Source organism: Lentisalinibacter orientalis, assembly GCF_040706535.1.
In the GTDB taxonomy this organism is placed as follows: domain Bacteria; phylum Pseudomonadota; class Gammaproteobacteria; order Steroidobacterales; family Woeseiaceae; genus Lentisalinibacter; species Lentisalinibacter orientalis.
In genome coordinates this window covers 249868-263501 of the sequence record NZ_JAPDRJ010000003.1, presented here as the reverse complement: position 1 = coordinate 263501, position 13634 = coordinate 249868, and the positions used below count along the sequence as shown (strand labels likewise).

Genomic DNA, 13634 nt, shown 5'->3' with positions numbered 1-13634 from the left:
CATGTCGCAGCTGTCACTCCTCGACTACATGCTGCTCTTGCTCGAGACCAAGGACAGCCCGCGTCACGTGGGCGGCCTGCAGGTCTTCGAGCTGCCGCCGGATGCGCCGGAGGACTTCGTGCGCAGCCTGGTGGCGGAGATGCTGGCCAGCGAGCCGGTGGAGCCGTTCAACCAGAAGCTGAAAGTCCCGCTGGCGGGCCGGCCGCGCTGGGTGGTCGATCCGGACATGGACCTGGCCGATCACATCCTCCACGAGGCGCTGCCGGCGCCGGGCCGGGAACAGGACCTGCTGGACCGGGTGGCACAGCTGCACGGCCGCCTGCTCGACCGTAACGCGCCGCTGTGGGAGGTCTACGTCATCGAGGGGCTCGAAGGCGGCCGCTTCGGCGTCTATGCCAAGATCCATCACGCCTACATGGACGGCATCAGCATGTCCCGGCGTTCGATGGCGAGCCTGTCGAAGACGCCCGACGAGGACGTGGCGCCGATGTGGGCGAATGCCGAGCACAGCCGCGAACACGAGGCCGTGCGCAAGGGTATCGTCGAGACGCTGTTCGGCTCGGCGAAGACCTTCGGCCGACTCGCCATGGTGGGGCCGCAGCTCAGTCAGCTCGCACTGCGGCACGGCTGGCGGCTCCTCGGCGGCGGCGGCGACCTGCCCGTGCCTTTCACGGCGCCGCGCACGGCCTTCAATCAGCCACTGACGGCCGCCCGCGCCTTCGGCGTGTGCAGCGTCCCGCTCGAGCGGACCAGGTCGCTGGCGAAAGAGCAGGGCGTGACCGTCAACGACGTGATACTCGCCCTCTGCGACACCGCGCTCAGGCGCTATCTCGACGAGCGCGACGAGCATCCCGACAAGCCGCTGGTGGCGCAGATGCCGATCTCCGTGCGCAGCGACGAGGGCGGCAGCGGCAATCAGGTGACCATCGCGCTGCTGGAACTGGCCTCGGACGAATCCGATCCGCTCGCCCGGCTGCAGGAGATCCACGAGCACGCCGGCAGCGTCAAGCACGAGTATGCCGAGATGGGCGTCGAGGCCGCCGAGGCCTATACCATCCTGGTGCAGACGCTGATGCATATCGGCGATCTCGCACACCTGTCCGAACGTTTCCCGCCGCTCGGCAACGTGCTGGTCTCCAACGTCATCGGCGGCACCGAGCCGCGTTACATCCGCGGCGCGCGGCTGACGGCCAGTTACCCCATCTCCACCATACCGCCCGGCATGTCCATGAACGTGACCATCTACAGCTACGCCGGCAACCTCCATTTCGGCGTGTTGACCGGCCGCCGGGCCATCCCGGACCCCGCGCGTATCGCGGAGGGCATCACAGCCGCCTTCGACGAACTCGAAAGCGCGGCCGCGGTCAGCGCCTGAGCCGTCACGCGCCCCGAACCATGCCCAGCATCCGGATACGGCGCAGACACCGGCTCAGCCACGACGAGGCCGTCGCCGCGGTCAATCGCATCGCCAACGAGCTGGCTTCGGAATACGGCGTGCGCATCCGCTGGCAGGACGACCGACTCAGTTTCGAGCGTCCGGCGCTGAGCGGCCATATCGACGTGCACGAGGACGATATCGTGATCGACGCTTCGGTGGGACTGTCGCTGATGTTCTTCCGTCAGGACATCGAGCGTGAGATCGACCGCCTCATCGAGGCGGAATTCCGTTGATCGGCAGTGGAGCGGTCAGCCGGCCTTGTCGCCCGCGGTGCCTGTCTCGCCCGCATCCTGCAGCACCGTGTCGTCGCCCGCTTCGTCCACGGCAAACAGGTGGCGCACTTCCTGCAGGCTGCGCATGATGGCGGTATCTGCGAGTCCCGGTTCTTCCGCGGCGTCCCCGTAGCGGGCGGCCGGATTCAGGTACTTGACCCGGTGATTGCCGATGGAGATGACGTCGTCGTGCTGCAGCGCCTTCTGCGAGACCCGCCGCGAGTTCACGTAGGTGCCGTTCATGCTCTTCAGGTCGGCGATCCAGGCGCGTCCGTCTTCCACCACGATCAGCGCGTGATGCCGGCTGATGTAGCGGCTCGGCAGGGTGACGTCGTTATGGGCGTCGCGGCCGATCAGGACCCGGCCGGCCGGCCAGTGCCTGTCGCTGACGATCTCGCCGTCCCGCGACACCACCAGACGGGTGGGCGGCTCGGACCGGGTGGCGTGGGCGGTGTCGCCGACGGCCGGAGATACCGCCGCTATGTCGTCGAGCCCGAGTGCCTCGCGCACTTCTTCCTTGTCCGCCGGCAGCCTGCCGCCGAGGAGCACGTCCAGGGTGAGGGACTCGATCTCGCCCGGCAGCCCGCCACTGGCGCGCCAGAGCAGAGCGATGGCCCCGTCGGTGAGGTATTCGGTGTGGGTGCTCGCACCGGCCGCGCGCAGATGCCGCACGATGTAGTCGTCGGTTTCGATCAGATCGAGGGGGCGCAGGCGGCAGCCGGCGGTAATGCGCTCGCGCACGGGTCCCATGGCCGGGGCGCGGATGATCTGCTCCAGGCGATCGTCGCAGGCGAGCACCAGTCTGGCAGCCGCCTCGTTCGCGGCGGTGATCTGGGCGAGCCGGCAGATCTCCTCGAGCGCCGAGGGGTGCATGCCGCTGACGTTCACGAAACCGAGGAAGACGGGCTGGCCGGCGTGGCACTGGTGAATCAGGAAGACCCGCAGCATGCTGGACAGATCGTCCGGGGCAACGGTATCGAGTTCGTAACCAATCTCACTAAGCACTGTCCGCAACAGCGCAAGCCGGTCCATTCCGTTACCATCCACGACCACTGCGGAGACGTCCTCGCGCCGGAGCCGGGATGCGAACTGCTCCAGCACGGTCCGTCGACCGCTTCCGGCCAGGCCGCTGAGCGTGCCGAGCCCCTTCGGATCACGGTAGACTTCGTGCATCATCGCAAGGGCGTCGCGCATGGGAGGCGTTTCGATATAGACGGGGGAATTACCGTCCATGCCGAAAGGCTCACGCTCGAGACCAGGTATGCGACTGTTCATTCGAAGCTTTGAAAACCCCGGAAGGCTTGGAAGCCGACGTTGCCGTCTTTGTTGTTGGTCGGGTGACGTCTTCTACGGACTCCTGCCCGCCGCAGCGGGCCGTCCAGTTTACGACAGACACTGAACTTATGTAAACGCTTTGACACCCGGTATACAGGCGCAGAATGACACTTCGATGGCCGTTCTGAGATTCAGATTTAAAAACCCTAGTTAAAATGCTGAAAATAATGATTTTATCTGGCCGGTACATCAACGGCCATCGGCAGCCCTCAGGTTGCCGCTGCCGGCGGGAGGCTGCCCGTGGCTGAACTCGGTGCCCCCCATCTGAAAGCTCACGGGCTCACCCTGTTCCGCGGCGACCGGTGTCTGTTCAAACGTCTGGACCTGGAAGTGGGTCCCGGTGAGGCCCTGCACGTGGTCGGCCCGAACGGCAGCGGCAAGACGACGTTGCTGCGCACGCTCGCCGGGCTGACGCTGGCAGAGGACGGTCAGGTGTACTGGTGCGGGCACCGCATCGAGAGCGTGCGGCAGGAATATGCCCAGGATCTCGCCTGGTGCGGCCACCGGCCGGCGCTGAAAGACGACCTGACGCTGCGCGAGAACCTGTCGATGCACCGGCGGCTTCGCTTCGGCCGCGATGCCTCCGCCGTGGCCGGGGTCATGGACAAGCTGCAGATCGGGCGGCTGTCCGAGATACAGGCAGGCCGGCTCTCGGCGGGGCAGCGCCGGCGCGCCTCGCTGGCGAACCTGCTGCTGAGCGAGGCGCGTCTGTGGCTGATGGACGAGCCATTGACCAACCTGGACGTGGCCGGCAAGGCCCTGGTGAAGCAGCTGATCTCGGAACACGTGATCGGCGGCGGCGTCTGTGTCCTGGTGGCCCACGAAGCGGTCGAGGTCGAGCGGGTCGAGCTCGCGCAACTCGAACTCGGGAGGAAGTCATGACACCGCATAGCCGACCCGAGCCCGCGGGACTGTGGGATGTCTGGCTGACGATCGTCGCCAGGGAGCTGCGGCTCGCATTCCGGCGGCCCGGCGACATGGCCACGCCGCTCATCTTCTTCGCGATCGTGGTGAGCCTGTTCCCGCTGGCGGTCAGCCCCGACAAGCAGCTCCTGATGAAGTTCGGGCCGGGCGTGCTGTGGGTGGCGGCGCTGCTCGCATCCCTGATGTCGCTGGGCTCGCTGTTCCGCCAGGACCGGGAGGACGGCACGCTGGAGCAGCTGCTGTTATCGGGTCAGCCTGTGTCTGTTCTTGTCCTCGGAAAAATCGCGGCGCAGTGGCTTGTGACCGGGTTGCCCCTCGTGGTCATATCGCCGGTGGCCGGTGTCGCCTTCTTCATACCGGAGGAGTCGCTCCCGATCCTTGCCGGTTCGCTCGTGCTGGGCACCCTGAGTCTCAGCCTGATCGGCTCGGTGGGAGCCGCCCTGACGGTGGGGCTGCGCCAGGCCAATTCGCTCCTGAGTCTGTTGGTGCTGCCGCTGGTCATGCCCGTATTGATTTTTGGTGCGAGAGCCGTGAGTCTCTCGGCTGACGGAGAGACGACGGGGGGATCGCTCTACCTTCTCGCGGCACTCACCATGCTGACAATGACGTTTTCACCCTTCGCGGCTTCGGCAGCGCTGAGGATCAGCGCGGACTGACGCGCACAGGCAGACAGGAGCAGGACAGGACTCATGTGGACTTGGTTTCATAAGCTGGGCTCGCCGCCCCACTTCTACCGGATCGCCGGCAAGCTCGCCCCCTGGTTCGGCGTACTGGCCGCCATCGCCCTGGTCGTCGGCACGTTCAAGGGCCTGGTGCTGGCCCCTGCGGACTATCAGCAGGGTGACGGCTTCCGCATCATCTACGTGCACGTGCCGTCCGCCTATCTCTCGCTCATGGCCTATGTGGTCATGGCCACCGGCGCGGCCATCGGCCTGATCTGGCGCATGAAGCTCGCCCACGCGGTGGCAGCGGCGTGCGCGCCCATCGGTGCCTCGTTCACCTTCCTCGCGCTGGCGACCGGCTCCATCTGGGGCCGGCCCATGTGGGGTACCTGGTGGGAGTGGGGCGACGCACGGCTCACTTCCGAGCTCATCCTCCTGTTCCTCTATCTCGGCTACATGGCCCTGCGTGCCTCCATCGACGACACGAACAAGGCCGACCGGGCCAGCGCCGTGCTGGCGATCGTGGGCGTGATCAATGTGCCGATCATCCATTACTCGGTGGAGTGGTGGAGTTCCCTGCATCAGGGCGCCACGCTGGCCAAGTTCGACCAGCCGTCGATCACCGGCAACATGCTGACGCCGCTCCTGATCATGATCATCGGCTTCACCCTGTTCTTCGCCGCGGTGCTGCTGACCCGGGCCCGGGCCGAGGTGCTCGAGCGCGAGCGCCATTCCCGCTGGGTCAAGCGTGAACTTCTCGGCGATAACGCGGTCGGGGAAAGTATCCCGGCAGGGGAGTTGCAGAGATGACCGAATTCCTGGCCATGGGCGGTTACGGCGGGTACGTATGGAGTTCCTTCGCCTTAACCGCAATCATTCTCGTTTTTAACGTGACCGCGGCAAGACGCCGCCACGCAGCCGCCAGGCTGAACGTGGCCCGCAGAATCCAAGCAATGGAGGAAGACTGATGACCCCTCGCCGACAGCGGATGCTGGCCGTCGGGCTGGCCGTGACCGGGCTCGCTATTGCCACGGCCCTGAGCCTGACCGCCTTCCGGGAGAACATGATGTTCTACATCGAGCTCGACCAGGTGGCAGCGGGCAACGTGCCCGAGACGCGGACCTACCGGGTCGGCGGCATGGTGCAGGAAGGCACCATCGAACGGGCCTCGGGCAGCATGGACGTGGAGTTCACCATCACTGATTATCAGAACTCCCTCGGCGTGCGCTATAACGGGGTGCTGCCGGATCTGTTCCGCGAGGGCCAGGGCGTGATCGCACATGGACGCCTCGGGGAAGACGGCGTCTTCCAGGCGGACAAGATCCTGGCGAAGCATGACGAGAACTATATGCCGCCGGAGGTCGCCGATTCGCTGAAGCGCAGCGGCCACTTCCCGGAGCGGACCAAGCCATGATCCCGGAAATAGGACAATTCGCGCTCATCCTCGCCCTGACGCTCGCACTGGTCCAGGGCGTCGTGCCGCTGGTCGGCGCGCAGCTCGGCAAGACGCAATGGACGGCGGTCGCCCGCCCGGCCGCGGCGGCGCAGTTCGGCTTCATGGGGGTCTCCTTCCTGTGCCTGACGTGGGCTTTCATACAGAACGACTTCTCGGTTCTGTACGTCGCCAACAACTCGAACTCCATGCTGCCGATCGGCTACCGCATCGCCGCGGTATGGGGTGCGCACGAGGGATCCCTGTTGCTGTGGACGCTGGCGATGGCGGCCTGGACCGTCGCCGTGGCCTATTCGTCGCGCCACATGCCGCAACGCTTCGGCGCCCGGGTCATCGGCGTGATGGGCCTGCTGAGCGTCGGCTTCTACGCCTTTACGCTCTTTACCTCGAACCCGTTCGAGCGGCTGGTGCCGGCGGCCCCCGACGGCGCGGACCTCAATCCGCTGCTGCAGGATCCGGCGCTCGTCATCCATCCCCCGATGCTCTACATCGGCTACGTCGGCTTCGCGGTGGCATTCGCCTTCGCCGTGGCGGCCATGCTGGAAGGAAAACTCGACCGGGACTGGGCGCGCTGGACGCGGCCCTGGACGACCGCCGCCTGGATGTTCCTCACCATCGGCATCGCGCTGGGCAGCTGGTGGGCCTACTACGAACTCGGCTGGGGCGGCTGGTGGTTCTGGGATCCGGTGGAGAACGCCTCGTTCATGCCCTGGCTGGTCGGCACGGCCCTGATTCACTCGCTGGCGGTCACGGAGAAACGCGGCCTGTTCAAGAGCTGGACGCTGCTGCTCGCGATCACCGCTTTCTCGCTCAGCCTGCTCGGCACGTTCCTCGTACGCTCCGGCGTGCTGGTCTCCGTGCACGCATTCGCCAGCGACCCGACCCGCGGCGCCTTCATCCTGGCATTCCTCGCCATCGTGGTGGGCTCGGCGCTCGCGCTGTACGCCTGGCGGGCACCGAAGATGGATTCCGACGCCGGCTTCAAGCCCCTGTCCCGGGAGACCTTCCTGCTGCTGAACAACGTGCTGCTCGTGATCACGGCCACGCTGGTGCTGCTGGGTACGCTTTATCCGCTGTTCCTGGACGGCCTCGGCCTCGGCAAGATCTCGGTGGGACCGCCGTTCTTCGACCTGGCCTTCATCATCCCGATGCTGCCGCTGGCGCTGCTGATCGGCATCGGCATGAATACCGCCTGGCGCAGCGGCGACAAGATGGCCATCTGGCGGCAGGTGCGCGTACCGCTGGCCATCGCCGTGCCGCTGGCCCTGTTCGTTCCCTGGCTGATCTACGGCCGTATCACGCCGCTGATCTTCACGGGCATGCTCGCGGCCATCTTCGTCGGCTTCACCGCCGTCTGGGATCCGCTGATGCGCTTCTTCGGCAAGCGGTCCGGCCCCCGGCAGAGCCGCAGCGTGACGGGCATGCAGCTGGCCCACCTCGGCGTCGGCATGTTCATCATCGGCGTCGTTGCGGTGATGTCCTACGGCAAGGAAGTCGACATGCGGGCGAGCCCGGGTGAGACCATCCAGGTGGCGGGTTACGACTTCACCATGCGCGGACTGCGCGAGGTGCAGGGCCCCAACTACGACGCTATGGAGGCGGAGTTCGAGGTGCGCCGTGACGGCGAACTCGTCACCGTTCTCACCCCCCAGAAGCGGGTGTACCGGGTGCGCCAGAGCCCCATGACCGAGGCGAGTATCGACGCCGGGTGGCACCGGGACCTGTTCGTCGCGTTGGGTGATTCGCTGGGCAACGGCGCCTGGAGCGTCCGCATCCAGTACAAGCCCCTGATCCGCTGGATCTGGTTCGGCTGTGCCGTGATGGCGCTCGGCGGCATAGTAGCCATGACCGATCGTCGCTACCGGGTGCCGGCGGCCGAGCGGCGGGCAATGGAGGCGGCCGCGGAGGGCAGGGCGGCAACATGATTCGCTACATCCTACCCATTGCCGTATTCCTGGGGCTGCTGATCGCCCTGATGGCGGGTCTCGGCAAGGACCCGGGCGAGCTGCCCTCGCCGCTGATCGGGCGGGATTCGCCGACCTTCACCCTGCCGGAACTCAGCAACCCGGAGGAGACCGTGTCCGACACGGACATCCGCGGCGAGGTGGCGCTGGTCAACGTCTGGGCGAGTTGGTGCGTAGCCTGCCGTCAGGAGCATAATTTCCTGATGGCCCTTGCGCGTTCCGGTACCATCCCCATCTACGGGCTGAACTGGCGGGACGAGCGGCCGGCAGCACTGCGCTGGCTGCGCGATCTGGGCAACCCGTATACGGCCAATGCCTTCGACGGCGACGGCCGGGTGGGCATCGACTGGGGGGTCTACGGCGCGCCGGAGACTTTCCTGCTCGACCGGGAGGGGCGCGTAATCTACAAACACGTGAGCCCGCTGACCCCGCAGGTGTGGCGCGAGGAATTCGAGCCGCGGATCGCCGAGGCGAGGAAAACCGAGACCGGGACATCCGAGGCCAGGAAATCAGGTTCGTGAAATTGCTCAAAACAGGTTGGTTGGCGCTCCTCATGGCGCTGACGGTGTCGGCTTTCGCCATCGACAAAGGCCCGGCCTTCGAGGATCCGGCCACGCAGGCCCGCTACGAGGAGCTCATCGACGAGATCCGCTGCGCCACTTGCCAGAATCAGTCCATCAAGGACTCGAACGCGATGCTGGCCGAAGATCTCCGCCGGGAGATCCGCGAGATGATCTCCGAGGGCAAGTCGAACGACGAGATTCTGGTCTTCCTCACCGACCGCTACGGCGAGTTTGTGCTGTACCGGCCGCCGCTCGACCAACGCACGGCCTTGCTGTGGGGCGCTCCCGTCCTGCTGCTGCTCGTTGCCGGGTTCGTGCTGTTCCGGGTGATCCAGCGGCGCACCAGCCTCCCCATCGACGATGAAAGCTAGACGATGAAAGCTAGACAGAGCGGCCGGTCCCCGGCCCGGTGAACTTATGACAACGACGATCTTCTGGGCCATAGCCGGCCTGATGGCGCTGGTTGCAGCGGCCCCCCTCTACCTGGTGCTGCGCAAGGGCAGCGAGGGCAGCAACGGCAGTTCCGCCGGGTTCGCGGCCGTAGTCGCCGTGGCCTTCCTGGGTGCCTCGGTGGGCACCTATGTGTACCTGAGCGATTACGATTTCGACAGCGTCCTCGCCTCGGCGGGGACGAACGACAATCCGCACGCGAGCGACGCACAGGATGCCATCGCGGAGCTGGCCGCCAGCCTGGAGGAAAATCCGGACGACGTCGAAGGCTGGAAATTCCTCGGCCGCAGCTATCGCGCGCAGGAACGTTACCGGGAGGCGGCACGGGCCTTCGAGCGCGCTTACGAACTGGCCGACGACGATCCGGCCGTGATGCTCGATCTCGGCGAGGCCATCCTGTTCGCCGACAGCACGGCCATCACGGGACGTGCGGGTCAGCTGTTCGAGAACGCGCTGCAGCTGGCGCCGAACAATGCCCGGGCGCTTTGGTATGCGGGTCTGGCGGCGGCGAACCGGGGCGAGCGGCTGCTCGCCGCGGACCGCTGGGAGCAAATCCTGGATACTGCGCCGCCGGACGACGTGCGTCAGATACTCGAGAGCAATATTCGCGAGCTGCGTGCCGCCGCGGGTGCCGGGGAGGGCGATGCCGGGGCGCCGATGGCGGCCGCGGCAGAGATGCCGTCGCAGGAAGCGGCGCCTGCCGCCGCTGTCGAGCCAGAGCCCGAGCCCGAACCCGAGCCTGCGGCGCCGCCGGTCCCTGCCGCCGACGTCACGCCGGGCACGGTCCCGCTGCAGGTGACGCTGAGCCCGGAACTCGCCTCCCAGGCGCCCGCCGATGCGCCGCTGTTCGTCTTCGCGCGTACGCCGGGCGTCGGCGGACCGCCGATCGCGGCCGTGCGCCTCCGGGCCGGCGATCTGCCGCTGTCCATCACGCTCAGCGACGCCAATGCCATGATGGCGGGACGACAGATCTCCACCCAGGAGGAAGTCGAGCTGGTGGCCCGGGTCGCGAAAGGCGGCTCGATCAGCGAGAGCGAGGGTGACCTGATCGGCGAGACCACCTACCGCATGGACAGCGGCGAGACGGCGCGGCTCGTGATCGACCAGGTCGTCGGCCGCTAGGACGCTTTCCGGCCGGCAGATCGCCGGCCTTTCCCCTATCAACCGTCGCTCAGTCGTCGATCGAATTGTCGCTCGACTGACGGCCGATCCGTCAGGTGGGTCAGCCGGATCAGCCGGCCGCGGCGCGGGCGCGTTCCAGCATGCGCCGCCGCGGCAGCCTGACGTCGGAGATCAGGCCCAGCCTCTCCATCCCCCGCAGCAGGACCCAGGTCAGGTCGAACTGCCACCATTCGAGGCCGTGGCGGGCCGAGTAGGCGAACTTGTGGTGGTTGTTGTGCCAGCCCTCGCCGAGCGCCAGCGCGGCCACCAGCCAGTTATTGGTGCTGGTGTCGCCGGCGTCGAACGGGCGGCTGCCCCAGAGGTGGCAGACCGAGTTCACCATGAACGTCGCGTGCCACAGGGCCACGGTGGCGATGAACCACGCCCAGACGAGCATCTGCGCTCCGGAGGTATCCACGCCGAGCGCGGCCAGTCCTGCGCCGAGGGCATAGATGGCGGCGCCCTGGCCGAGCACGATCCAGACATAGTGCTGTTGCAGGAATTTCAGCTCCGGCACGCGGTAGAGGTCCCTGGCATTCGCCCCGTTCTCGCGGAAGCTCTCGGCGGACAGCATCCAGCCCATGTGCGAGCGCCAGAAACCCTGGGTCCGCGGCGAGTGGATGTCCCGGTCCGTCTCGGTGTAGCGGTGATGGCTGCGGTGGTGGGCCACCCACCAGAGCGGGCCGCCCTGGGTGGCGAGACTGCCTGCGAGAGCCAGCATGAACTGCACCGGCCGGCCGGCGCGAAACGACCGGTGCGCCAGCAGCCGGTGATACCCGGCCGTGATGCCGAAACCGCGCACGAGGTAGAGGATCAGCGCCGCCGTCAGCGCGGCCGGGCTGACGCCAGTCCAGAACGCCCCCAGGCAGCCGAGGTGGAAGATGCCCATGCCGACCAGTACGGCGCGGGCCTGCTTCTGCGCAGCCGTCAATGCTCTCTCCTCTGCCAGTCTTTGCGCCGGTCCGGCGGGGTGGTTGCATCCGCCGTCGCCGCCTTGTCGAATCCTCGTAGGGAAGCGGCATGGTACCGCATGGTTTCGAGGAGACCGGCACTATGGATGCAATCGGGCGAATCCCGGCGGCGGCGCAAGCGCGCCGGCGCGTGTTATCGGGGCTGGCGTCGCTGCCCCTGATCTTTACGGCAATGTTATTGGCAATGGTATTGGCGACCGGTCAGGCTGTAGCCGACGCCGACGCGTCGGACGGGCCGGCAACGGACGGCCTCGAGGTGGTCGGCCAGGGCGAGTACAACTGGTTCGGCCTGCGCGTCTACCATGCCTCCTTCGCGACCGAGACCGGCCGCTTCAGTGACTGGACGGACACCGAGCGGGCCCGCTTCGAGATCTACTACCACCGCGACGTGAGCGCATCGAAGCTGATCGATATCGCCCGGGAGGAGTGGGATCGCCTCGGTGTGGAGGCGCCGCCGCGCTGGTTCGGCTGGTTGCAGCAGCTGCTGCCCGACGTCCGGGAAGGCGACACGCTGTCGTGCCTCGTGCTGCCCGACGAGCGTACCGTCTTCTATCACAACGGCGAGAAGACCGGCGAGGTGGCGGAGCCCGACTTCGGACCCGCCTTTCTGTCCATCTGGCTGCATCCGGAGGCGCGGGCGGCCGACCTCAGACGCGCGCTGCTGGGGGAGTCCGGGCGCAGCTGATCGGGGCGCGCCGACGCGCTCGGCGCTTTCAATGAGGCCCGGCCTCGGGCATCCTCCGTGACTCCCGCGCACAGCCCGACGGAGTCCCGTGGAGGCGATGGACACGATGGCCGCAATGGGCCCCGAGCTTCTGACACTCGCATTGCCCGTGCTCGCCGCCGGCATCGTCGCCGGCTTCCTGGCCGGGCTGCTCGGCATCGGCGGCGGCATCATCATCGTCCCCGCGCTGCTGGTGGCCCTCGCCGCCACCGATACCGCCGGGGCGGTGACGATGCACGTCGCGGTGGCGACCTCGCTTGCCACGATCATCCCGACGTCGCTGTCCTCGAGCCGCGCCCATTGGCGGCGAGGATCGGTCGACGTCGAACTGGCGCGTCGCTGGGCTCCCGCCGTCTTCCTCGGTGCCTGTGCCGGCGTGCTCATCGCCGATCGCCTGCACAGCGATACCCTCACTGCCATCTTCGCCGTCATGGCCGTCATCTTCGGCGTGAAGATGTGGCTGCCGCTGGACGACGTGGTGCTGCGAGACGGAGTGCCCCGCGGCGGTCCCGCGCTTTCCCTGCCGTTTTCGATCGGCGCCTTGTCCACGCTGATGGGTATCGGCGGCGGTACTTTCGGCGTCACCGCCCTGAGCCTGTTCAACCAGGCCATCCACCGTGCCGTGGGCACCGCGGCGCTGCTCGGGTTCGTGATCAGCCTGCCTGCCACCGTGGGCTATGTGCTCGCAGGCTGGGACGAGCCGGGCCGGCCGCCGTTCAGCCTGGGCTACGTCAACCTGCTGGCGGTGGCGCTCATCATCCCGGCGACCATCCTCATGGCGCCCCTGGGGGCCGCCGTGGCGCACCGGCTGAGCCGGCGGTGGCTCAGCCGGCTGTTCGGGGTGTTCCTGGTCGTCACGGGAATTCGACTCGGCATGGAGGTGTGGCCGTCATGACAGAAAACTCGAGCGTGCTGGTGGAGCGAGAGGACTACGTCACGCTGGTGACCCTGAATCGACCCGCCCATCGCAATGCCGTCGATCGGGATACGGCGGCCGCTTTGCTGGCCGCCTTCGAAGCGTTCGAACGGGATCCGGAGGCACGGGTGGCGGTGCTGACCGGGGCCGGCGGCTGCTTCTGCGCCGGCGCCGATCTGAAGGCCTTCGCCGCGGGCACCGGCAACCGGGTGGCGGCGGACGGTCCGGGACCCATGGGACCGACGCGCCTGCAACTCACGAAACCGGTGATCGCCGCGGTGGAAGGCCATGCGGTCGCCGGGGGACTGGAGCTCGCGCTCTGGTGCGACCTGCGGGTGGCCAGCCGCGACGCCGTCTTCGGCGTCTTCTGTCGGCGCTTCGGCGTGCCTCTCATCGATGGCGGCACGGTGCGCCTGCCGCGCCTGATCGGCCAGAGCCGGGCGCTGGACATGATCCTCACCGGGCGCGGCGTCGGCGCGGAGGAGGCGGCGGATTTCGGGCTGGTCAATCGGCTGGTGGGGCCCGGTCAGGCCGTCAGCGAGGCGATGGCGCTCGCCAGGGAGCTCGGCGCGGCGCCGCAGACCTGTCTCAGGAACGACCGCCTGAGCGCGCTGCGGCAATGGAGCCTGGATGAAGACGGCGCGATGGCGCTGGAATTCGCCCTCGGCCGCGCCACCCTGGACAGTGGCGAGAGTTCGACCGGTGCCCGGCGTTTCGCGGCCGGCGCCGGTCGCCACGGCGCTGCCGCCGACGGAGATACCGAAGCCGGGACCGATTGACAGCCGTCAAGGCGGCCCGCTC

At 67.4% G+C, this 13634-nt stretch carries 16 protein-coding genes; 14 read left to right on the top strand and 2 right to left on the bottom strand.

The genetic code is table 11. The annotated features are described in order from the left end of the window. The first annotated feature begins 1 nt into the window (after window position 1). Both ACJMK0_RS12755 and ACJMK0_RS12750 read left to right on the top strand, forming a co-directional pair. Entirely contained in the window at window positions 2-1375 is a 1374-nt protein-coding gene (locus ACJMK0_RS12755) for a WS/DGAT/MGAT family O-acyltransferase (RefSeq protein WP_405238793.1), read from the top strand. Between the two features lie 20 nt (window positions 1376-1395). Then, a complete protein-coding gene (locus ACJMK0_RS12750) occupies window positions 1396-1671 on the top strand; it encodes a polyhydroxyalkanoic acid system family protein (RefSeq protein WP_405238792.1) in 276 nt (91 codons plus the stop codon). Between the two features lie 15 nt (window positions 1672-1686). Here ACJMK0_RS12750 and ACJMK0_RS12745 read toward each other — a convergent pair whose 3' ends face one another. Beyond that, the gene (locus ACJMK0_RS12745) at window positions 1687-2943 is read right to left on the bottom strand and encodes an FHA domain-containing protein (RefSeq protein ID WP_405238791.1); all 1257 of its coding nucleotides are present in this window, start codon (window positions 2941-2943) and stop codon (window positions 1687-1689) included. A gap of 342 nt (window positions 2944-3285) precedes the next feature. On the opposite strand from ACJMK0_RS12745, the gene ccmA reads away from it, so the two are divergent. From ccmA to ACJMK0_RS12700, 9 genes are read left to right on the top strand one after another with little or no spacing between them, the layout of a single operon-like run. Then, a complete protein-coding gene (gene ccmA, locus ACJMK0_RS12740) occupies window positions 3286-3927 on the top strand; it encodes a cytochrome c biogenesis heme-transporting ATPase CcmA (protein WP_405238790.1) in 642 nt (213 codons plus the stop codon). After that, entirely contained in the window at window positions 3924-4625 is a 702-nt protein-coding gene (ccmB, locus tag ACJMK0_RS12735) for a heme exporter protein CcmB (protein WP_405238789.1), read from the top strand. The genes ccmA and ccmB overlap by 4 nt, the downstream gene beginning before the upstream one ends. A gap of 33 nt (window positions 4626-4658) precedes the next feature. Further along, on the top strand, window positions 4659-5441 hold the full coding sequence (locus tag ACJMK0_RS12730; protein WP_405238788.1) for a heme ABC transporter permease: 783 nt from the start codon (window positions 4659-4661) through the stop codon (window positions 5439-5441). Continuing rightward, window positions 5438-5599, top strand: a complete 162-nt coding sequence (ccmD, locus tag ACJMK0_RS12725) for a heme exporter protein CcmD (protein WP_405238787.1) — start codon at window positions 5438-5440, stop codon at window positions 5597-5599. Before ACJMK0_RS12730 ends, ccmD begins: the two co-directional genes overlap by 4 nt. Then, window positions 5599-6045: a cytochrome c maturation protein CcmE gene (gene ccmE / locus ACJMK0_RS12720; protein ID WP_405238786.1), complete on the top strand. Its 447-nt coding sequence runs from the start codon at window positions 5599-5601 to the stop codon at window positions 6043-6045. Before ccmD ends, ccmE begins: the two co-directional genes overlap by 1 nt. Continuing rightward, window positions 6042-8009, top strand: coding sequence for a heme lyase CcmF/NrfE family subunit (locus tag ACJMK0_RS12715; protein ID WP_405238785.1), 1968 nt, complete (start codon window positions 6042-6044; stop codon window positions 8007-8009). Before ccmE ends, ACJMK0_RS12715 begins: the two co-directional genes overlap by 4 nt. After that, the gene (locus tag ACJMK0_RS12710) at window positions 8006-8569 is read left to right on the top strand and encodes a DsbE family thiol:disulfide interchange protein (RefSeq protein WP_405238784.1); all 564 of its coding nucleotides are present in this window, start codon (window positions 8006-8008) and stop codon (window positions 8567-8569) included. Before ACJMK0_RS12715 ends, ACJMK0_RS12710 begins: the two co-directional genes overlap by 4 nt. Beyond that, window positions 8566-8982: a cytochrome c-type biogenesis protein gene (locus ACJMK0_RS12705; protein WP_405238783.1), complete on the top strand. Its 417-nt coding sequence runs from the start codon at window positions 8566-8568 to the stop codon at window positions 8980-8982. The genes ACJMK0_RS12710 and ACJMK0_RS12705 overlap by 4 nt, the downstream gene beginning before the upstream one ends. 46 nt (window positions 8983-9028) lie before the next feature. After that, on the top strand, window positions 9029-10183 hold the full coding sequence (locus ACJMK0_RS12700; protein WP_405238782.1) for a tetratricopeptide repeat protein: 1155 nt from the start codon (window positions 9029-9031) through the stop codon (window positions 10181-10183). A gap of 109 nt (window positions 10184-10292) precedes the next feature. Here ACJMK0_RS12700 and ACJMK0_RS12695 read toward each other — a convergent pair whose 3' ends face one another. Next, window positions 10293-11153 (bottom strand): acyl-CoA desaturase, encoded by an 861-nt coding sequence (locus tag ACJMK0_RS12695; RefSeq protein ID WP_405238781.1) that lies wholly within the window; start codon window positions 11151-11153, stop codon window positions 10293-10295. A 224-nt stretch (window positions 11154-11377) separates the two neighbouring features. Between ACJMK0_RS12695 and ACJMK0_RS12690 the strand changes: the two genes are divergently transcribed. The 3 genes from ACJMK0_RS12690 (at window position 11378) to ACJMK0_RS12680 (ending at window position 13612) form a co-directional block, all read left to right on the top strand. After that, window positions 11378-11878 carry a chalcone isomerase family protein gene (locus ACJMK0_RS12690; RefSeq protein WP_405238780.1) on the top strand — a complete coding sequence of 167 codons (501 nt, stop codon included), beginning with the start codon at window positions 11378-11380 and terminating at the stop codon, window positions 11876-11878. Between the two features lie 97 nt (window positions 11879-11975). Continuing rightward, window positions 11976-12812: a sulfite exporter TauE/SafE family protein gene (locus ACJMK0_RS12685; RefSeq protein WP_405239066.1), complete on the top strand. Its 837-nt coding sequence runs from the start codon at window positions 11976-11978 to the stop codon at window positions 12810-12812. Continuing rightward, window positions 12809-13612 (top strand): crotonase/enoyl-CoA hydratase family protein, encoded by an 804-nt coding sequence (locus ACJMK0_RS12680; protein WP_405238779.1) that lies wholly within the window; start codon window positions 12809-12811, stop codon window positions 13610-13612. Before ACJMK0_RS12685 ends, ACJMK0_RS12680 begins: the two co-directional genes overlap by 4 nt. The last annotated feature ends 22 nt before the right edge of the window (window positions 13613-13634 follow it).

Excerpts from the sequence above, each read along its gene's own strand:
- ACJMK0_RS12755 (WP_405238793.1), top strand. The coding sequence starts at position 2 with ATGTCGCAGCTGTCACTCCTCGACTACATGCTGCTCTTGCTCGAGACC.
- ACJMK0_RS12750 (WP_405238792.1), top strand. The coding sequence starts at position 1,396 with ATGCCCAGCATCCGGATACGGCGCAGACACCGGCTCAGCCACGACGAG.
- ACJMK0_RS12745 (WP_405238791.1), bottom strand. The coding sequence starts at position 2,943 with ATGGACGGTAATTCCCCCGTCTATATCGAAACGCCTCCCATGCGCGAC.
- ccmB (WP_405238789.1), top strand. The coding sequence starts at position 3,924 with ATGACACCGCATAGCCGACCCGAGCCCGCGGGACTGTGGGATGTCTGG.
- ACJMK0_RS12730 (WP_405238788.1), top strand. The coding sequence starts at position 4,659 with ATGTGGACTTGGTTTCATAAGCTGGGCTCGCCGCCCCACTTCTACCGG.
- ccmD (WP_405238787.1), top strand. The coding sequence starts at position 5,438 with ATGACCGAATTCCTGGCCATGGGCGGTTACGGCGGGTACGTATGGAGT.
- ccmE (WP_405238786.1), top strand. The coding sequence starts at position 5,599 with ATGACCCCTCGCCGACAGCGGATGCTGGCCGTCGGGCTGGCCGTGACC.
- ACJMK0_RS12715 (WP_405238785.1), top strand. The coding sequence starts at position 6,042 with ATGATCCCGGAAATAGGACAATTCGCGCTCATCCTCGCCCTGACGCTC.
- ACJMK0_RS12710 (WP_405238784.1), top strand. The coding sequence starts at position 8,006 with ATGATTCGCTACATCCTACCCATTGCCGTATTCCTGGGGCTGCTGATC.
- ACJMK0_RS12700 (WP_405238782.1), top strand. The coding sequence starts at position 9,029 with ATGACAACGACGATCTTCTGGGCCATAGCCGGCCTGATGGCGCTGGTT.
- ACJMK0_RS12690 (WP_405238780.1), top strand. The coding sequence starts at position 11,378 with ATGGTATTGGCGACCGGTCAGGCTGTAGCCGACGCCGACGCGTCGGAC.
- ACJMK0_RS12685 (WP_405239066.1), top strand. The coding sequence starts at position 11,976 with ATGGACACGATGGCCGCAATGGGCCCCGAGCTTCTGACACTCGCATTG.
- ACJMK0_RS12680 (WP_405238779.1), top strand. The coding sequence starts at position 12,809 with ATGACAGAAAACTCGAGCGTGCTGGTGGAGCGAGAGGACTACGTCACG.